The sequence below is a fragment of the Daejeonella sp. genome (genome assembly GCF_036405355.1).
Lineage (GTDB): Bacteria > Bacteroidota > Bacteroidia > Sphingobacteriales > Sphingobacteriaceae > Daejeonella.
Genome location: NZ_DASWXT010000102.1, coordinates 23,336 through 41,839 on the forward strand (window position 1 = coordinate 23,336; position 18,504 = coordinate 41,839).

General features: G+C 38.5%; 20 protein-coding genes. 3 read left to right on the plus strand and 17 right to left on the minus strand.

The annotated features are described in order from the left end of the window. Positions 1 to 25: 25 nt before the first annotated feature. On the minus strand, positions 26 to 1,912 hold the full coding sequence (locus VGE44_RS12545; protein WP_331079555.1) for a S9 family peptidase: 1,887 nt from the start codon (positions 1,910 to 1,912) through the stop codon (positions 26 to 28). Between the two features lie 293 nt (positions 1,913 to 2,205). On the opposite strand from VGE44_RS12545, the gene VGE44_RS12550 reads away from it, so the two are divergent. From VGE44_RS12550 to rfbC, 3 genes are read left to right on the plus strand one after another with little or no spacing between them, the layout of a single operon-like run. Beyond that, positions 2,206 to 4,011, plus strand: a complete 1,806-nt coding sequence (locus VGE44_RS12550; protein ID WP_331079557.1) for a tetratricopeptide repeat protein — start codon at positions 2,206 to 2,208, stop codon at positions 4,009 to 4,011. Positions 4,012 to 4,055: 44 nt separating this feature from the next. Further along, complete coding sequence (locus VGE44_RS12555) at positions 4,056 to 4,364, plus strand: DUF4286 family protein (RefSeq protein ID WP_331079559.1); 309 nt, start codon at positions 4,056 to 4,058, stop codon at positions 4,362 to 4,364. Next, entirely contained in the window at positions 4,361 to 4,909 is a 549-nt protein-coding gene (gene rfbC, locus VGE44_RS12560; RefSeq protein WP_331079561.1) for a dTDP-4-dehydrorhamnose 3,5-epimerase, read from the plus strand. Before VGE44_RS12555 ends, rfbC begins: the two co-directional genes overlap by 4 nt. Before the next feature lie 62 nt (positions 4,910 to 4,971). Here rfbC and VGE44_RS12565 read toward each other — a convergent pair whose 3' ends face one another. The 16 genes from VGE44_RS12565 to nrfD all read right to left on the minus strand — a co-directional run bounded on the left by VGE44_RS12565 (position 4,972) and on the right by nrfD (position 18,500). Next, positions 4,972 to 5,835: an OmpA family protein gene (locus tag VGE44_RS12565; protein WP_331079563.1), complete on the minus strand. Its 864-nt coding sequence runs from the start codon at positions 5,833 to 5,835 to the stop codon at positions 4,972 to 4,974. Positions 5,836 to 5,847: 12 nt separating this feature from the next. After that, a complete protein-coding gene (locus VGE44_RS12570; RefSeq protein WP_331079565.1) occupies positions 5,848 to 6,510 on the minus strand; it encodes a DUF2461 domain-containing protein in 663 nt (220 codons plus the stop codon). Beyond that, complete coding sequence (locus VGE44_RS12575) at positions 6,488 to 6,895, minus strand: DUF983 domain-containing protein (protein ID WP_331079567.1); 408 nt, start codon at positions 6,893 to 6,895, stop codon at positions 6,488 to 6,490. The genes VGE44_RS12570 and VGE44_RS12575 overlap by 23 nt, the downstream gene beginning before the upstream one ends. A gap of 57 nt (positions 6,896 to 6,952) precedes the next feature. Then, positions 6,953 to 7,228 (minus strand): hypothetical protein, encoded by a 276-nt coding sequence (locus VGE44_RS12580; RefSeq protein WP_324486789.1) that lies wholly within the window; start codon positions 7,226 to 7,228, stop codon positions 6,953 to 6,955. 102 nt (positions 7,229 to 7,330) lie between these two features. Continuing rightward, entirely contained in the window at positions 7,331 to 7,870 is a 540-nt protein-coding gene (locus VGE44_RS12585) for a DUF420 domain-containing protein (RefSeq protein ID WP_331079570.1), read from the minus strand. A gap of 36 nt (positions 7,871 to 7,906) precedes the next feature. After that, complete coding sequence (locus tag VGE44_RS12590; RefSeq protein ID WP_331079572.1) at positions 7,907 to 8,614, minus strand: SCO family protein; 708 nt, start codon at positions 8,612 to 8,614, stop codon at positions 7,907 to 7,909. Continuing rightward, the gene (locus VGE44_RS12595) at positions 8,614 to 8,955 is read right to left on the minus strand and encodes a cytochrome C oxidase subunit IV family protein (protein ID WP_331079574.1); all 342 of its coding nucleotides are present in this window, start codon (positions 8,953 to 8,955) and stop codon (positions 8,614 to 8,616) included. The genes VGE44_RS12590 and VGE44_RS12595 overlap by 1 nt, the downstream gene beginning before the upstream one ends. A 21-nt stretch (positions 8,956 to 8,976) precedes the next feature. Then, positions 8,977 to 9,666: a cytochrome c oxidase subunit 3 gene (locus tag VGE44_RS12600; protein WP_331079576.1), complete on the minus strand. Its 690-nt coding sequence runs from the start codon at positions 9,664 to 9,666 to the stop codon at positions 8,977 to 8,979. A gap of 23 nt (positions 9,667 to 9,689) precedes the next feature. After that, positions 9,690 to 10,265, minus strand: a complete 576-nt coding sequence (locus tag VGE44_RS12605) for a cytochrome c oxidase subunit 3 (protein WP_324486794.1) — start codon at positions 10,263 to 10,265, stop codon at positions 9,690 to 9,692. A 10-nt stretch (positions 10,266 to 10,275) separates the two neighbouring features. Then, a complete protein-coding gene (gene cyoE / locus VGE44_RS12610) occupies positions 10,276 to 11,163 on the minus strand; it encodes a heme o synthase (RefSeq protein WP_331079579.1) in 888 nt (295 codons plus the stop codon). Positions 11,164 to 11,388: 225 nt separating this feature from the next. Next, complete coding sequence (locus VGE44_RS12615) at positions 11,389 to 13,296, minus strand: cytochrome c oxidase subunit I (RefSeq protein WP_331079581.1); 1,908 nt, start codon at positions 13,294 to 13,296, stop codon at positions 11,389 to 11,391. A gap of 2 nt (positions 13,297 to 13,298) precedes the next feature. Continuing rightward, the gene (locus VGE44_RS12620) at positions 13,299 to 14,627 is read right to left on the minus strand and encodes a cytochrome c oxidase subunit II (protein ID WP_331079583.1); all 1,329 of its coding nucleotides are present in this window, start codon (positions 14,625 to 14,627) and stop codon (positions 13,299 to 13,301) included. Positions 14,628 to 14,667: 40 nt separating this feature from the next. Further along, positions 14,668 to 15,888: a quinol:cytochrome C oxidoreductase gene (locus VGE44_RS12625; RefSeq protein WP_331079585.1), complete on the minus strand. Its 1,221-nt coding sequence runs from the start codon at positions 15,886 to 15,888 to the stop codon at positions 14,668 to 14,670. 17 nt (positions 15,889 to 15,905) lie between these two features. Next, a complete protein-coding gene (locus tag VGE44_RS12630; protein WP_331079587.1) occupies positions 15,906 to 16,490 on the minus strand; it encodes a cytochrome c in 585 nt (194 codons plus the stop codon). Further along, positions 16,483 to 17,019 carry a DUF3341 domain-containing protein gene (locus tag VGE44_RS12635; protein WP_305363405.1) on the minus strand — a complete coding sequence of 179 codons (537 nt, stop codon included), beginning with the start codon at positions 17,017 to 17,019 and terminating at the stop codon, positions 16,483 to 16,485. Before VGE44_RS12635 ends, VGE44_RS12630 begins: the two co-directional genes overlap by 8 nt. Positions 17,020 to 17,021: 2 nt before the next feature. Beyond that, positions 17,022 to 18,500 (minus strand): NrfD/PsrC family molybdoenzyme membrane anchor subunit, encoded by a 1,479-nt coding sequence (gene nrfD / locus VGE44_RS12640; RefSeq protein ID WP_331079591.1) that lies wholly within the window; start codon positions 18,498 to 18,500, stop codon positions 17,022 to 17,024. Positions 18,501 to 18,504 lie beyond the last annotated feature (4 nt).

Consider the following 18,504-nt stretch of genomic DNA (forward strand, 5'->3'; position numbering starts at 1 on the left):
TATATACTGATACTCCTGCATCCGGCTATTCCCTGCTTAGATTCTGGTCGAGGAATATTTCTAATTTCCTGTAAAACTCAAGCCTGTTTTCATTGTTCCTGAAAACATGCCCTTCTCCCTCTTTAAAGATATAAGTAACAGGTACTTTCTTCTTTTTTAACTCCTTTACAAACTGATGGGTTTCATTCATATTAACCCGGGGATCCCTCGCACCCTGGGCAATTAAAACCGGTACTTTTATTTTATCTGTATGAAAAACAGGCGATGCTGCTCTGAAATAATCCGCATCAGTTTCAGGATTACCCACAGTTTCATAATACATCTGCAAATACGGTCTGAAATAGGGCGGTATATCCTTAAAATAGGTAAATAAATTAGTGAATCCTGAGTAAGAAGCCCCGCACCTATAAAGTTCAGGATTCGACATCAGTCCGTGAAGTGCCGAGAATCCTCCAAAACTGAAACCATAAATCCCAATCCTTGATGGATCTGCAATCTTTTGCTCAATCAGCCAGTGAACTCCATCCGTTATATCATCCTGCATCTTAGCACCCCATTCCTTAAAGCCTGCGATCCAGAAATCCTTTCCATAGCCTTTTGAGCCCCTGAAATTAACCTGGAAAACTGCATAACCCCGACTTGCAAGAAACTGAACTTCAGAGTTATAACCCCAGCTATTCCTTGTATCAGGACCGCCATGAGGCATTACAACTACAGGGAGATTTTTAGGCGGCATGCCCCTGGGAAGGGTTAAATACCCATATACAGTCAAACCATCCCTGGTTTTATAGCTGATGGGTTTCATTTCTGCCATATTTTCTATTTTCAGGGATGAGTTTACATCACTTAATTTAACCAGCTTATCATCATCTATTGAATACAAATAGAAGGATCCGGGATTACGGTCCGTATAAGTTCTGACTATAAATTTCTTCTCTAAGGAGTCTGAACTGGCAATTACAATTTCAGTGTTTGGCAGCAATTTCTCAAGCTTTTTAAAAATGGCCTTAAAGGTATCATCAAGATAATGACGCTCTTTTTTCCAGGTTTCGAAACCGGCATAAATCAATTTATCCCTGTTAACAGAATAAATCGCTTCAGAGACATCAACCTTGGGATTACTATAAATAACACGGTGTTCTTTTCCGGTCACACAATCCAGCTCCACCAATGCCATTTTATCCCGATTTTTATTTGATAAAGCATAAATACAACTATTATCTGCACTGAAACTAATGGGAGAAATACTTGTCTTGAAATTATTCGTTAAAACACTTCTGAAATTCTGACTCTCCTTATCGCGGTATAATAATGTTTCATTTACACCATCACTGGCAATGGCCATTCTTAACTTTCCGGTAGGATCAGAGTACCACTTGGTGATGTTCCCGGGGTTTTGGAATAATAATGACAAGTTCCCGGTCTTCATATTTAACCGGTAGGCATCAAAAACGGTTGAATCGCGTTTGTTTAGTGAAACCAGTACCTGACCGTCACTAAGGGGACCTGAAGAAATTAGTCTGATTTTTGTATTTGGAAATGAAAGCAGCTCTCGCTTATTGTTACCGTCAATATTAACAGCAAACAGACCTGGCTCCATATTTTCGGAGGCCCCTTTTAAATATAGAATCTCATTATTGCTGGCCCAGAAATAATTAGCAATACTCCGGTTAGAATCGCAGGTTAGCTGTGTAGTAGTTTTACCATCAAGCGTCTCAACATAAATATGAATTCTATTATTATCCGGCTTTAGATAGGATATATATTTCCCATCTGGTGAAACCAGATAAGAAGTATTAATGGGAACATTGAAAAAATTTTCTATCGGTATCCGTTTCGTCGCTTTTTCCATATTACACGACACCAAAGTGGCAAGAACAAAACAGAAGAAATAAATTTTAGATCCCGGCATTCTATTATAAAATTAAATTCAAATTTTGAGGCAAGATTTAAAAACATGCAACAAAACAGATAAAATAAAGGTTTTTATGGCCATCAAAAAACAGACAGTCTAATTCCTCAACTAATCAGTCAAGTTAGTAAATACATTTTTAAGTAGTTAAATGGAATCGTAACATTTAAACTACAAGTGATTTTTTGTCTAAATTGTACCTGAATAAAGCGAACTTTAATAGGAATCAAAAATTGATATTCCCCGTAAAATTTGTTCGTATTGATCTTAATAATTTTAACAAGCCTGGTTCGATGAAAAAATTTCTGCTTCTGCTATTGATTATATCTGTCACTTCAGAACTGAAAGCTCAGCTAAATACTGATGAGGCTATGGCTGTGCAATATTTCCAGTCTGGTGATTATGAAAAGGCCGTAGTACTGTATGAAAAGCTGTTCAACAGAACAAAAAATGCGAGTTATTATGACCCATACTTCAGTTGTTTGCTCCGGCTAAAAAAGTTTGATGAAGCAGAAAAGCTGGCCCGGGTCATGCAAAAGAATAATCCTGAAAATTTTAATTATCCTGTTGATCTGGGCAGGGTTTTTCAGGAGCGGGGTGAACTGGAGAAATCAATTGCACTATATAATAACCTGATTAAAAACCTACCCGCCAATGAGTTTGCGATAAAAGATCTCGCAATAACCTTTTACAGGGCAGAAGCCTATGATTTTTCGATCAAGACCTTTTTGAATGGCCGAAAAATTTTAAACGATGAAAAATCATTCATCTATGATCTTTTAAGTTTATATCGTTACAGAAAGGATAAGGTAATGCTTATCCAGGAGTACTTATTGCTTTTGAGTATAAATCCCGAAGCATTACAGCAGGCACAAAATGTATTGGGTAATATCCTTGAAGATAAAGATGATTTTGATCTGCTTAAAACTGCCATCTTACGGCGCCTGCAGAAAGATGCTCAAAATGTTGTATTAACTGAGTTTCTGGCATGGCAATATGTCCAGCAAAAAGACTTTGATATGGCATTGCGCCAAACGCTTGCACTTGATCGCAGACTTAAAGAAGATGGGGCAAGGGTGTTTGACCTGTCGAGATTACTGATTTCAAACCAGGCATATGAACAGGGAATTGAAGCCCTGAATTATCTGGTGGCCAAGGGGGAAAAAAGCAGGTATTATATTGCTGCAAAAATCGACCTGCTGAATGTAAAAGCGAAACAACTAACCAGCGGCAAGTTAGATAAAGCTAATTTACTGACACTTGAAAGTGATTACGAGTCATTATTAAATGAATTCGGTAGAAGTTCCGGAACAGCATTCGCAATCAGGCAGCTGGCCAATCTGCAGGCATTTTACCTGAAAAAACCTGCAGAATCAGCCGTACAACTTCAAAAACTTCTGGAACTACCCGGCATAACCCCGATCATAATTGCACAAACGAAATTAGAACTTGGGGATATTTATACATTATCAGGAGAGGTTTGGGAAGCTGCCCTGATTTATGGGCAGGTAGAAAAATCTTTCCCTAATGAAGTTTACGGACAGGAAGCCAGATACAAAAATGCCAGATTAGCTTATTTCCAGGGGGACTTTCCCTGGGCAAAAGCTCAGCTTGACGTATTAAAAAGTTCAACCTCACAACTAATTGCCAATGATGCCCTGAATTTAAGTCTGCTCATTTCTGATAACTTACAAAATGAGAGCGACACCGCTGCGTTGAAAAAATATTCGGAAGCTGAGCTCAATATCTTTAAAAATCAGCCTGAAAAAGCATTGGGAATTTTAGACAGCATTAATATTCTTTACCCTTCAAATTCACTTGCTGATGATATTTTAATTGCAAAATCTAAAATATTTATAAGCTCTAATGACCTTGAGCAGGCCATAATCCAATTGCAGGCGATAATAGATAATTATAGTTCAGAGCTCTGGGGTGATGATGCAATTTTCATGCTTGCCGATATTTATGAAACAAAGCTCAACCAACCCGGGAAAGCAATCGAGCTCTATCAGAAAATAATAAATGATTATTCGGGAAGTTTGTACATCATTGAAGCCAGAAAACGCTTTCGTCAGCTTAGAGGAGATAAACTGGGTTAAGTTTTCGGATTAATTATTCAAAACTCAATTCCTATCTTCGCAGCATGGTCTTATATAATGTCACTATTATTCTGGATAATCAAATTCATGCAAATTGGCTCAAATGGCTAAAGAATGAGCATTTGAAAGAAATTATGAGCACAGGCTTTTTTATTTCTTACAGGGTTCTGAAGGTTTTGGACTCACCAAATGAAGGAGTTACCTATTGTGTACAGTACATTGCCGACTCAGTTGAAAAATACAATGAATACTTACAAATACACCCTAATCAACTGCAGACCAATGTTCCGGCAGAATTCCTGAATAAATTTGTAGTATTTAGTACATTAATGGAATTTATTGAGGCTGAATGAACTTTATAAAAACAAAAATCAAGGATCTGTTAATTGTAGAACCAAAGATCTGGAAAGACGATCGGGGATATTTTTACGAAAGTTACAGTAAGCGTAATTTCGAAGAAGCTGGAATTGATGCCAGCTTTGTACAGGATAATCAGTCTCTCTCCCAAAAGGGAACTTTAAGAGGACTGCATGCGCAATCTGATCCGCATGCTCAGGGCAAACTAGTAAGAGTAATAAAGGGAAGGGTTATTGATGTAGCTGTAGATATTCGTAAAACTTCAGAAACCTACGGACAGCATGTTAGGGTTGAATTATCCGGAGATAACCACAAGATGTTATGGGTACCACCCGGATTCCTGCACGGTTTTGTTACCCTTGAAGATGATACCATATTTACTTATAAAGTAACCAGCCTCTATGATAAGAATTCAGAATTTGGGGTTGTATGGAATGACCCGGAACTAAATATTGACTGGGGTATTGCAGCAGAAGAAATAATTCTCTCAGAAAAAGATAAAGTACTGCCTCTGTTTAAAGACCTGATCAGTCCTTTTTAATTCGTAAAATATAAAGCCGGAGCTTTCCGCTCCGGCTAAAGAAACATATCAAATTTTGAACCTTACTTGATCAGATTGTATAATTCATCAAGCTTGGGTGAAAGTACGATCTCTATCCGCCTGTTACGGCTTCTGACCTCCGGACTTGAACCTTCCTCAATTGGCTGGTATTCTCCTTTACCTGTTGCAGTGATCCTGCCATTCTCAATTTTCTCGGTTTCAGTTAGGAATCTAACCACTGAAGTTGCACGCAATACGCTCAGATCCCAATTATCCTTTATCTGACCAAGATTAACAACCCGCTGATTGTCAGTATGCCCTTCTACAGAAATATTGATCTCGGGCTGTGTTTTAAGCACCTTGGCAAGTTCGCGCAGAGCTAGCTTCCCCTTATCATCGATAACAATACTACCACTGCTAAACAATAATTTATCGGTTAAAGAAACATAGACCTTGCCGTTACGAATATCCACCGTCAATCCACTCTGCTGAAAGCCTAACAGTGCTTTTTGAAGTTTATTTTTAAGCGCATTGGTGGCTTCATCCCTTTTACGCAAGATGTCTTCAACCTCCCTCAGTCTGGCTTCACGTTTTTGCAGATCGGCTTCAAGTTTTTTAAGATTAGTTTCCAGCTTACTTATTTCCGAAGAGGAATTTGAGCGCAATGATGTAAAACTGTCATTCATCCCCTTAATTTTTTCCTCCAGATCTGTTATTTTGGCCTGAAGCATTGTACTATCTGATTTCAACCCTGAAATCATCTCTTCCAGAGAAGTAATTTTAATTCTTGCATTTTCCCAGCCGAGGGAGAGCGAATCCTTCTGAGTGATTAACTTATTATACTTCTTTGGCGACATGACAACGCATGAAGCAAGTAAACCAATAAATAAAAAAAGGGCAATTACAGAATAACTGGTTCTCCACATACAAAAATGATTTTATGATACTGCATTTCTCAAAAACGCAATAAAAGGGTATAATCGTATAAATCCATTACACACCTCTTCAACAGCATTTGAACCTGAAAGTTCTTTTCTTGTCAATGCATGGCTAAAAGTAAAACTTTTAAGTTTTAAATATTCAATATCCTGATGGTCGGGTTGATACCCTTTTGGTGGAGTCTTTAATTTATACTCAGAATCGGGAGAATCGAAATATTTTTTAAATGCCCTATCATCAATAATCTCATGAAAATCAGCTCCATTATAATCAATTTCCTGACGGATGGCCTTAAGCATATCTCCTTCGGGCATCCAGCAACCACCTGCAAGAAATGATTGTTCAGGATGGATATGCAAATAATAGCCGGCTCCTTTAAAATTCTTGCCATTCTCAGAAAATCCGGCGCCGAAATTGGTTTTGTATGGAGTTTTGTTTTTACTAAACCGAACATCCCGGTAGATTCGCATCACACAGCTCTTTGGATCAAGTTCTGAGGATACAGCAGGATCAATTTTTGAGAGCTTTGCGATCAGTTTTTCTGCAAATTCAAGTACATTATTTCTGGCTTCATCATGCCTTAATTTATTGGCCTGAAACCAGTCCCGATTATTATTCGCAGCCAAATCTTCTAAGAAGTCAAATGTTGCTGAGTTTATCATCAGTATCGTATTCAGGGTGATATTTAATTTTGGGTGTTAACAAATGAAGCAGGATTATTCTGGAATAGCGATAGTTGATTGGTGTGAGTAATAATATTGCGCCAAGGATTGTTGAAATATATAACCAGGGCGAAGTATCATTTCCTGTGATAAGGTATGTGAGTAAGCCTACATTAAGCATTTCACCCACTACAAATGCATAACTAACATACATTGCACCGTAAAAATAGCCCGGTTCTACCTCAAACTTCATCCCGCAATGTGAACATCTTTCATTGGTTTCCTGAAAATTGAGACCATACAGAGTCCCTGAAAAAACATCACCCCTTCTGCATTTGGGACATTTTGAAGTCGCTATAGCTACAAATTTAGAAGTCTTTGCCATAAAAGAAACCTGGTTGGATTTTAAGAGATAAGAAAATTAATGGAAATCAAGCGGGGCTTAATTCAGATTAATCTTACTATCCTTAATATTTAAATTGACATTTTTGCGTCTGTACTTTTTATACCAGAGAAATCCTACACCGGCAATTGCCAGATAAGGTGCAGCTAACAGATATAAAATGCCATTATTAAGCCCTTTGCCTTCAGTATTCCCATTCTGAACAGAGTTTTCGGCATTTAATGTACACATTGAGCACTGTGCTGAAACTTCAGCAGAACCCAGACATGAAAATATCAGGATGAAACCAATAATTGCTATTCTTAGCCTTTTCATAATGTAAAGATACGCCAATTGCGAGAATTTTAATAATGAAACGATTGGATTCAATTTTAAGTTTACAGTCTGCTGATTAAATTAATCCGTTTTGAGGCTGATCTAAAAAGAGTAATAAGGTGAGATCATCAAATAGACAATAACGCCACTAACAGTAACATACAACCATATCGGATAGGTCCAGCGCACCAGTTTCCTATGCTGCTCAACCTTCATTTGCAAACCCTTCTGAAAACTAAATAATACAAGCGGCAACACAATAGCTGCCAGAATAATGTGAGTAATCAGAATAATATAATAAACAGTCCGAATGGCGCCGACACCACCATAAGTAGTTTTAATTCCTGTTGCATGGAATATTATATAGGATACCAGAAATAATGCAGAAAGTATAAACGTAAGTATATTGAGTTTTTTATGGGTTATAATATCCTTCTTCTTGATGAAGTAAAGGGATAAAAGAAGTAAAATACTGCAGGTTCCGTTAATAATAGCATTGAGCAGAGGAAGTGAAAATACCCAGGCAGGGATTGCCTCCTTTTGAGGAAAAATATTTAATATCTTACTCTGTAAGATCACAACAACAACCAGTACAAAAATTGAAATTGCAGTAATAATTTTTGAAATCAGTTTATCACTCATAACATTGGTATTTATCAGAAAACAGAATAATATAGCTTAACGTACTTTAATACTCCGGAGCTCTTCTGTGATCAATAATTTAATTTCATCACTCAATAAGGTAACCTGTTCATGTCCCATACTTGAATCATAATATCCCCTGATCCGTTTTTGGGGATCAATCAGTATAAGCATAGGACTGTGAATGATATTTGCCTTTCCGCTGGTATCAGCAATGGCATCAACCATGAAATCGGTTTTTGCAAGCGAATAAATCAAATCCTTATCACCGGTTAAAAAATCCCATTTTTTATTTTCTGAGATATATGGCTTACTGTATTCTGCGAGTACTTCAGGCGTGTCGTAATCAGGGTCAACGCTAATAGAAATAAAGCGCATCAAACGATTGTTATTGTACATCTTAGCCACCCTGGCTAAATCCTTATTCATATCCCTGCATAATAGCGGGCAGCGGGTATAAAAAAAGTTAACAACAGTAATTTGATTACTATCTGCAGGGAATTTAATGGTGTCTGAATTTTGATTCAGAAGGCTGAAATCCCGTATAACATGATAGATTGTATCCGGAATCCGTTTACCACGTTTAGTATGAAACGTTGAGGAAACCTTTTTCTCACCATAAATGTTAAGGGGGCGATAACGGTTCTGCCCTTTCTCTTTTAACAGGTAATATAAAGTGCCCGGTACTGCCAATAAAATCAGCAGTATCAGAATTTTCTTTACAGGAAAAGAGGGTAAACTCATTAATTCATATGAATGAACTGGTAGTTCCCTTCAATAAGCATTAGTACAATGAAATAGATAATAAACACCAATGAAACAGTAATACCTGTTTTAAGTGCAAATTTCTCAAACTTCAGGTGCATAAAATAGGCCACTATGTAAAAGGCTTTGACCAGTGTAAGGACTATATAAGCGAAATTACCAATACCGTGTCCTACAATACCTTTTGGAATCAGGTAAAGGGCAATAAAAAATTCAACGGCAGTAATACCTAAAAGGTAAAAGAAAACCTGCCAGATTTTTTTCTTGGTCATTCCTTCATGCTCAGAAGCATGTTCGCTGTGTGTGTGTTCTGCTGACATTATATATCGATTATCAGGATTTTAAACTAAATAGAAAAATGTAAATACGAATACCCAAACAAGGTCTACAAAGTGCCAGTATAAACCAACCTTTTCAACCATCAGGTAACTTCCACTTTTTTGGAAAACATTTGCGAGAACCATCAGCAGAATAATAATGTTTATCAGTACCCCGGTAAATACGTGGAAACCGTGGAAACCGGTAATTGTAAAGAACAGGTTTGCAAATTGCAGGGCCCCGACCGTATCTACTCCGGTATATGATGCAGGAAAACTTCCCCACCAGTAACCTTCATGGTGTAAATGCGACCACTCCAACGCCTGACAACCAAGGAACATTAATCCGCCAATGATTGTAGCGATCATCCACCATACAACCTCTTTTTTAGAGTTACGATGTCCTGCCTCAACTGCAAGTACCATAGTTACTGAGCTCATGATCAAAATAAATGTCATAATACCCACAAACACCAAAGGGTATCCATGATCAGCTATTCCGGGGATCGACTGAAATACTACATCAGGATCAGGCCAGCTAATTTTACTGAAGCGCTGAGCTCCGTAATAGATCAGAAATGCCGAAAAAGTAAATGCATCTGACAAAAGGAAAAACCACATCATGAGTTTTCCATATTCTACAGCAAAAGGCGACTTCCCGCCGCTCCAGGCGTCAGTTCTTATTTCATCTAATTTTGATACAGTAGTGTTCATTTAAACAATGGTATATTGAGTTATTATTGATTCAAAAGTAAGAAAACATATAGATAAATCCATAGGATATCAAGAAAATGCCAAAAAATGGAAGCGACTTCCATCCGGAACACGTTTCGGACCTGAGGAATTGTGCGTATTGCCCCTATCAGCGCATAAATCAGGAAAAATAGTCCTACAATTACGTGCAATAAATGAGCACCGCTAAACACATATATAAAGGACTGAGAAGCATTATAATTTACGAAATAAGCACCTGAATTATACAAGGCCTGCCATGCCTGAAACTGACTGTAAAAAAATGCAATACCCAGCAAAATCGTTAACAGAATATACAACTTTTGCTTACCTAATTGCAAGCCCTTAGCAGACAGATAAGCCATGTGAGCTGTAATACTGCTTAGTATGATTATCACAGAGCTGTACATAAATGCTTTGGGAAGCAAAACCTTTATTCCGCGCTCTGCATTTCCCTCAGTATAGACAATGAAACCGCTGGTCAATGCGGCAAACATCATAAAAGAAGCAATAATAAAAAGCCACATTAAGAATTTCTTGGCTTTTAAATTTAATCTATCTTCAACTTGTAAATTTTCCATTTTGATAAAATTATTTTACTATAAAGTCAAATAACAGTGCTAATTGCATTACAGGAAGATAAATAAAAGAGGTGTACATCAGTTTCTTTGCAGATGCTACATCTCTCTTATTATATAGTTGAATTGCCTGCCAAACAAAATACAGGCCAGCCAGTATTACAACAATAGCATAAATACTCCCTCCAAAAGCCCGTCCCGATGGCATTAAATATACAGTGGGCATTAAACTAACAGGTATAAGGATGATTGTAGAAAGAAGTGTGATCATTGCACTCGCTTTATCCTGTTTAGTGCTTGGGAGTAACCGGAATCCGGCCCTTTTATAATCTTCATCAAGAACCCAGGCGATTGCCCAGAAATGAGGAAATTGCCATACAAATTGGATCAAAAACAAAATGACAGGAATCCAGGATATCTGAGGTTGATTAAAGGCTGCAAAATATCCTATCAAAGGCGGAAATGCACCGGGGAATGCACCAATAAAAACTGCAATTGGTGATTTCCGCTTCATTGGGGTATAAACAAATGCGTACAGAAATATCGAAAAAACAGCCAGTACACCAGTTGGGAAATTAAGGCTAACCAAAAGATAGGTACCTGAAATTCCCATAATCAGGCTGAGAACAAGAGCCTGACCAGTGGTCATTTTTCCGGATGGAATCGGTCTGTCCATTGTCCTTCTCATTAATTTATCCAGATCCTTTTCAATGATCTCATTAAATCCATTTGCCGCTCCTGTAACGAGAAATCCTCCAAGTGTCAGGATAATCCAGTTGATCCAGTTAATATCTCCCTGAAATCTGCTACCCATCAAAAAACAAACAGAAGCAGAAAAGACAACGGTAAGGGTCAGCCTTAGTTTAATTAATTTATTGAAGTCGGATATAAAATTCCTCACTATATTTTCTGTTTCACCTTTTCATATCAATTGCCGACAATTTTAAAATACAACCCAGATTCTCAAAAAAAAGAGCCGATTTTAAGATAATTCTAACGACAGAAACCTCTTTTGAAAGAAGGATACATTCGTTGTAATTTCTCTGCGGAAATAGCAGAAAGAATATTCTTTATAGTAAGCAGGCGATACCAAGATATCGCCTGCTTAAACTATTAACCTAATTTTTTAAACCTGTTCCGGATTATGCCGTTCCGATGCATGTTCTTTATCCCATTCCTGCTGAATATGCTCAGCTTCAGGGTTTCCTTCGAAATCATGAAGCAGGTTGGAGCTCATTGTCTCAGAAAAAGGAGTAGTTTGAGGAATAAAGTCGGTATGGTGACCAGGCTTGCTATAATCATATGGCCAGCGATGCACTGAAGGAATTTCTCCAGGCCAGTTTCCATGTAAATGCTCTACAGGTGCTGTCCATTCCAGCGTATTTGAATCCCAAGGGTTCTGTGGTGACTTCTTACCATAAAAAATGGAGTAGAAGAAATTGAACAGAAATGCAACTTGCGCCAGAGCAGAAATAATTGCTGCCCATGTTACAAACACGTTCACTGTTAACCACTCCTGCATAAATGCAAACTCTGTGAAAGCATAGTAACGACGAGGCACACCATCAATACCCATAAAGTGCATTGGGAAAAATACAAGATAAGCCCCAATAAATGTAAACCAGAAGTGAATATAACCCAGACGCTCATCCATCAAACGACCGAACATCTTAGGATACCAGTGATAAACACCGCAAAGCATACCGAAAATAGCCGCACAACCCATTACAAGGTGAAAGTGAGCTACAACGAAGTAGGTATCATGAAGATTGATATCTAAAGCCGCATTTCCTAAAAATAAACCAGTAAGTCCACCAGAAATAAAGAATGATACTAGACCAACAGCAAATAACATTGCTGGTGTAAAGCGAAGATTTCCACGCCAGATTGTTGCAAGATAATTAAAGGTCTTTACTGCTGAAGGAACTGCAATGATTAAGGTTGTAATCATGAATACACCTCCAAGGAACGGATTCATACCCGTTACAAACATATGGTGACCCCAAACAATGAACGACAATACAGTGATACCAATCAGAGAGTAAACCATCGCATGGTAACCAAAAATTGGCTTTCTGGAATTGGTAGCAATAACCTCAGAAGTAATACCCAATGCAGGCATAATTACGATATATACCTCAGGGTGACCTAAGAACCAGAATAAGTGCTGCCATAAAACTGGGCTACCTCCTTGATTAGGAAGAATTTGTCCGGCTACAACAATATCAGAAAGATAAAAACTGGTACCGAAGCTACGATCGAAAATCAAAAGTACAACTGCCGAAACCAATACAGGAAAAGACAATACCCCAACGATTGCTGTAAGGAAGAAAGCCCAGATAGTTAATGGCATTTTCCACATATCCATACCTTTGGTACGCATATTAAGAATTGTAGAGATATAGTTCAATGCTCCGATAAGAGATGACGCAACGAATAATACCATACTGATTAACCAAAGTGTCATACCAGTTCCCGATCCACTAATGGCTTTCGGCAATGCAGACAAAGGAGGGTAAACAGTCCATCCTGAACTTGCTGGTCCGCTCTCTACGAAGAAAGAACACATCATGATTACACATGAAGTAAAAAACAACCAGTAAGAGAGCATATTAAGGAAAGGCGAAGCCATATCCCTTGCTCCCAATTGAAGTGGAATAAGCAGGTTACTGAAAGTACCGCTCAATCCGGCAGTTAATACAAAGAATACCATCATGGTACCGTGTATAGTCACAATTGCGAGATAAAAATCGGGTTTTATTCTACCTCCCTCAGCCCATTTTTCGCCAAGGAATGTTTCCAGTAATGGGAAACTCTCATCAGGCCAAGCTAATTGCAACCTGAAGAGGATAGATAGAACCATAGCAACAACGGCCATCACTATACCTGTAATAAGGAATTGCTTGGCAATCATTTTATGATCCTGACTAAAGATATATTTAGTAATAAATGTTTCTTTATGATGTCCGTGATCGTGACCGTGATCGTCGTGTTGGTGAAGTACGGCTGAATCGTGTATTGCAGTGCTTGCCATAATTAGTTTCTAATAGTATTTGTATTTAAAGCTATTTTGTTCTCTACTTCAGTTTTGGCATTCTCAACCATCTGAAGTTCTTTTTTAACATCATCATTATAATATAATGGCTGTTTAGCCAGCCATGTAGCGTATTCAGCTTCAGAAACCACGGTTACTTTAGCCTGCATATTATAATGTCCTGCTCCACAGATCTTCGCACAAAGAAGTACATAATCGTATTTAGGATTATTTCTCTTCTCTCTCATCTGAGCGGTGGTAAGGCGAGGTGTAAACTGGAATGAAGTAGGCATTCCCGGTACAGCATTCATCTGCACCCTAAAGTCTGGCAGATAGAAACTGTGTAAAACGTCTTTAGAATTAATGATTACGCGAACCGCTTTATTTACGGGAATTACGATCTCACTTGTAAGTTTGTCATCCCAACTCTTCTGATCCTTGAAATCTATTCCAAGTCCGTTGGTTGGTGTAGTCAATTTGTAATTACGGTTTCCAATCTGATTATCAGAACCCGCGTAACGAAGGCTCCATTTGAACTGCTCACCTGTAACCTCAATATTGATCGCTTTCTTCTGATCCTCAGGAGAAACATTGGTAATCCCTCTCCAGGTAAAGAATCCAAGTAATACCAAAACAGTTAAAACAATTGCAGGAATAATAGTCCAAATCCTTTCTAGGGCGTTATTGTGCGGATAGAAATACGCTTTTCTATTTTCAGATCCTCTATACTTAAATGAGAAACCAAAAAGTGCAATATGAGTTAAAATAAATACAATCGTAGTTAAAATTAAGGTTGTATTAAACATAAAGTCGATATCCAGACCATGCTCAGAAGCTGATTCATGCATACTCATTGGTCCCTGAACAGAGAATGACCAGTAAACACCATACATACCTAAAATCAAAAAGATCCCAAGAAAAACACCCTGAATCCGTCGTGCATTAATGCTTGATTTTACACCCTGCATCTCACGGCTCAGTTCATATACCTTTAATATCTTTCCAATTATTGCAACAAATACACATAGAAGGAAAAACATTAAAACATAATAGGTAGCTGATTTGTAGGATTCTGAGTAATCCTTTGTTTCAGCGACAGGCTGCATGTTTTTGTATCGTGCTACAGTATCAACAGCCGTACTGATCAAAGGAGCAGATGATGGTGCAAGTTCAGCTGAAGCCGCTTTTACCGCTGTATCAATTGCTGCAGTTGTTGAACTGATTGTAGAATCCTGAACCCGCGCATATATTGCACTGTTAGTTACAGTAAGAGTGCATATAACTAGTAATGCAGCTACAGTCCTGATATTAAAAATTTCTCTTAACCTCATTTTATTCGTACTATTTTCTTTTAGCTATTAAGAACCGTGTTTAAATCTGGTGATTGATACTCTCCTGAAGGAAAGGATGGTTTGTTGTCACCAATGACCTCTTAGTTAACTGGTTCAATGTAAGGAATGTGAAAAGCCCTACAAAACCAATGGCTATTCCAATCTCAATTATACCAAAACCTCTGTGTGACTCCACAGTTCCAGGCATGATCATCATGTAATAATCCAGCCAGTGACCACATAAAAGCAGGATACATACAACCATTAAGGTATTCATTTGGCGCTTGGAATTTCTTGACATCAGGATCAGCAATGGGGCGGCAAAGTTAATAATGATATTTAACCAGAACCATGGAAGATACTCAGGCTCCCAGCGCTTGTAAAAATATACTGTCTCCTCAGGCATGTTTGCATAATAGATAAGAACAAACTGAGAAAACCATACATAAGTCCAGAAAATGGAGAATGCGAAAATAAATTTACCAAGATCGTGTAAATGGTTTTCATTGATCCAGCTCAGGTAACCTGCCTTTTTCATGAAAATAATTATCAGCGTAATCACACAAAGTCCACTAACCCACATTGCTGCGAAGTTATACCAACCGAACATTGTTGAGAACCAATGGGCCTCCAATGACATGATTGTATCAAATGCCCAGATTGGAGTAGTAAATCCAAAAACAATTAGAAATATAGCCGACCATTTAAAGTTTTTATCGTGATAAACAAGTCCGCCTTCTAATTCCTGCCCTCTGGTATATTTCGCAAACAACCATGCAAAGAAGCTGTATGCTCCAAGAAATACTGCAAGTCTGGTTAAAAAGAAAGGAACGTTAAGGAAACTGGCTTTCCCGGCAATTACCTTATCAAAATTAGGACTGGTTGGATCAGTCAGACCCTCACCATTCCAGTGATGATATAAGTTATGTGTTAATAAACCTGCTGCACATACTGCAAATAATACCAGAGATGCAATTGGAAGCACTCTCGACATTGCCTGAGGTATCCTTAACAAACCGGTTGCCCATCCTGCCTGTGCCACATACTGCACTGCCAGAAAGAATAAACCCGTTGCGCAAACACAGGTAAAATAATATGCCATTAAGAGCAGGTTAGCGAAAGTACGTTCCTGCTGACCTGTTAGTAAACCAAAAGCTGTAGCAAGAATTCCAACCACTATTGCTATTAAGGTCCAGGTTTTTAATTTTCCAGAAAATGTAAATTGTTCCGTGAAATTATGAGTATGATTATGATTTCCCATCTGGTTTTAGCAATTGACTATTGTAATTTTTGTAATTCATGAACGTACATAACAATTTTCCACCGTTGCTGCGGAGATAATTGAGATTTGTGTGGACCCATCAGGTTAACACCGTGTGTGATTGTATGATAAATTTTACCATCTGTAAGATCCTTCATACTTCCACCTCTTGAAGAGTTGCCAGTTGAATAAGAAGGAGGGGCAGGGAATTTACCGAGCTTAACGATAGAACCATCACCCTTTCCTTCAAGACCATGACAATGAGAACACATGTTTAAATACAATGTTTTTCCCTGCTCAAGAGTAGCTACACTTACAGGAATTGGATTTGCCATACCTGCACTTGCTGCCTGATAGCCTTCAAGAGTATTAGGATAAGCTTCATTCTTGTCAAATCCAACTGGCATTGTACCTGCAGGTGGATCCTGAGCAGTTTTACCGTCCTTAAAGTTCTTATTTGGCTGATCCGGGTTGTAACCGATCGGATCATACATATTACGGGCAAATTCAAGTCCCGTACTTCTATTATTTGAACAGGAAGAAATAACCGTAACAGCGGCTACAGCTAAAAAAGCGGTACAAATTATTAGGCGCTTATTCATAACTAACATATTTCCTTTCGTTGTGCTTAATTTCAACAGCACCTGCTTCTTTTAAAATGTTATCTATTTGATCATGCGAGGTATTTGTTCTTGCATCAATCGCAATCACAAATCTATCGTTGGTTGCTCTAAGGTCCATTACTCTGGGAGCACGACCAGGAGCCAGGTGATTTGCAAAGAAATAAGTTCCTACCATTCCGAATGCTGCAAACAATACGGTTAATTCGAACATGATTGGAATAAAATCGGGGAATGCAAAATGCGGCTTACCACCAATATTCATTGGCCAGTCGATAACAAGCATGTAAGTTATCATGGAGATAGCGGTGATAGTACCGGTCAGACCGAAACCAAAAGCCACTTTACCAAGCCTTGATCTTTTAATTCCTAATTTATCTTCAATACCGTGGATTGGCATAGGAGTATACACATCGTAAATACTTACGCTATTCTCCTGCAGTTTGTCTATCCCGTGCATCAGATCATCCGGATCCTCAAAATGACCTAAAATATATTTTATATTACTCATCTTTAAACTTTTTGGAATTCAGCAACTTTTGGAGAAACACTATCATACTTTTCAAGAGATTCGAGGTAATATTCAGCCTCTCCGCTATCTACAGCTTTCTCAGCGATCAATTTCTTCTTAGCCTGATCGCTTGAACTCTTCAGCAATAATTTAACCTCTGCCATTGCAATAGCCGGTAATACTCTGAGGAAAAGAAGGAATAAGGTAAAGAATACTCCTATCGATCCGATGAATACACCCACGTCAACCCAGCTTGGGTAAAACATAACCCAGCTTGATGGAAGGTAATCGCGGTGCAATGAAGTCACGATGATTACGAAACGCTCGAACCACATACCGATATTTACCACAATCGATAGAATCCATGATAAAGCGATGCTGGTACGAATCTTTTTGAACCAGAACAATTGCGGAGAAATTACGTTACAGGTCATCATGATCCAGTAAGCCCACCAGTATGGTCCGCTCACCCTGTTCAAAAATGCATACTGCTCGTATTCTACACCTGAGTACCAGGCAATAAATAATTCGGTTAAATAAGCTACACCCACAATTGATCCTGTAAGAATGATGATCTTATTCATCGACTCAATGTGGAACATGGTAATGTAGTTTTCAAAGTTCATCACCTTACGGGTAACCAGCAATAATGTTTGAACCATTGCAAAACCCGAGAAGATCGCACCCGCAACGAAATATGGAGGGAAGATGGTAGTATGCCATCCCGGAACCAGTGAAGTTGCAAAATCCATGGATACAATCGTGTGTACTGAAAGTACCAGAGGAGTAGAAACACCTGCTAAAATCAGGGATACTAACTCAAAACGCTGCCAGGTTTTTACTGAACCATTCCATCCGAAAGATAAAATAGAATAAATACGGCGACGGGTACCCACTGCGCGGTCACGAATGGTTGCTATATCAGGAAGTAATCCTGTGTACCAGAATACCAATGAAACCGAGAAATAGGTCGAGATTGCAAATACGTCCCAAACAAGTGGTGAGTTAAAGTTAACCCATAATGATCCGAACTGATTCGGAAGCGGAAGTGCCCAGGTAAACAACCACGGACGACCCATGTGTGAAATAATATAGGTAGCGGCACAGATAACGGCAAAAATTGTCATTGCCTCTGCTGAACGGTTAATTGAATTTCGCCAGTTCTGTCTGAACAGGAGCAATACCGCCGAGATAAGTGTACCGGCGTGACCAATACCTACCCACCAAACGAAACCGGTAATATCCCAGGCCCAACCAACTGTTTTATTCAAACCCCATTCGCCAATACCAAACCAGAAGGTCCAGCTAACAGAGAATACCCAAAGTCCGGCACCAAGGGCGGAAACAATGAAACCAATCCACCAGGCTTTATTTGGTTTATTTTCTACAGGAACCAATATATCTTCGGTGACCTTTGAATAGGTAATATTTTCACCGGTTACTAAGGGTTCTCTAAGTATAGACTCGTGATGAGATGACATATTC

Excerpts from the sequence above, each read along its gene's own strand:
- VGE44_RS12545 (WP_331079555.1), bottom strand. The coding sequence starts at position 1,912 with ATGCCGGGATCTAAAATTTATTTCTTCTGTTTTGTTCTTGCCACTTTG.
- VGE44_RS12550 (WP_331079557.1), top strand. The coding sequence starts at position 2,206 with ATGAAAAAATTTCTGCTTCTGCTATTGATTATATCTGTCACTTCAGAA.
- VGE44_RS12555 (WP_331079559.1), top strand. The coding sequence starts at position 4,056 with ATGGTCTTATATAATGTCACTATTATTCTGGATAATCAAATTCATGCA.
- rfbC (WP_331079561.1), top strand. The coding sequence starts at position 4,361 with ATGAACTTTATAAAAACAAAAATCAAGGATCTGTTAATTGTAGAACCA.
- VGE44_RS12565 (WP_331079563.1), bottom strand. The coding sequence starts at position 5,835 with ATGTGGAGAACCAGTTATTCTGTAATTGCCCTTTTTTTATTTATTGGT.
- VGE44_RS12570 (WP_331079565.1), bottom strand. The coding sequence starts at position 6,510 with ATGATAAACTCAGCAACATTTGACTTCTTAGAAGATTTGGCTGCGAAT.
- VGE44_RS12575 (WP_331079567.1), bottom strand. The coding sequence starts at position 6,895 with ATGGCAAAGACTTCTAAATTTGTAGCTATAGCGACTTCAAAATGTCCC.
- VGE44_RS12580 (WP_324486789.1), bottom strand. The coding sequence starts at position 7,228 with ATGAAAAGGCTAAGAATAGCAATTATTGGTTTCATCCTGATATTTTCA.
- VGE44_RS12585 (WP_331079570.1), bottom strand. The coding sequence starts at position 7,870 with ATGAGTGATAAACTGATTTCAAAAATTATTACTGCAATTTCAATTTTT.
- VGE44_RS12590 (WP_331079572.1), bottom strand. The coding sequence starts at position 8,614 with ATGAGTTTACCCTCTTTTCCTGTAAAGAAAATTCTGATACTGCTGATT.
- VGE44_RS12595 (WP_331079574.1), bottom strand. The coding sequence starts at position 8,955 with ATGTCAGCAGAACACACACACAGCGAACATGCTTCTGAGCATGAAGGA.
- VGE44_RS12600 (WP_331079576.1), bottom strand. The coding sequence starts at position 9,666 with ATGAACACTACTGTATCAAAATTAGATGAAATAAGAACTGACGCCTGG.
- VGE44_RS12605 (WP_324486794.1), bottom strand. The coding sequence starts at position 10,265 with ATGGAAAATTTACAAGTTGAAGATAGATTAAATTTAAAAGCCAAGAAA.
- VGE44_RS12615 (WP_331079581.1), bottom strand. The coding sequence starts at position 13,296 with ATGGCAAGCACTGCAATACACGATTCAGCCGTACTTCACCAACACGAC.
- VGE44_RS12620 (WP_331079583.1), bottom strand. The coding sequence starts at position 14,627 with ATGAGGTTAAGAGAAATTTTTAATATCAGGACTGTAGCTGCATTACTA.
- VGE44_RS12625 (WP_331079585.1), bottom strand. The coding sequence starts at position 15,888 with ATGGGAAATCATAATCATACTCATAATTTCACGGAACAATTTACATTT.
- VGE44_RS12630 (WP_331079587.1), bottom strand. The coding sequence starts at position 16,490 with ATGAATAAGCGCCTAATAATTTGTACCGCTTTTTTAGCTGTAGCCGCT.
- VGE44_RS12635 (WP_305363405.1), bottom strand. The coding sequence starts at position 17,019 with ATGAGTAATATAAAATATATTTTAGGTCATTTTGAGGATCCGGATGAT.
- nrfD (WP_331079591.1), bottom strand. The coding sequence starts at position 18,500 with ATGTCATCTCATCACGAGTCTATACTTAGAGAACCCTTAGTAACCGGT.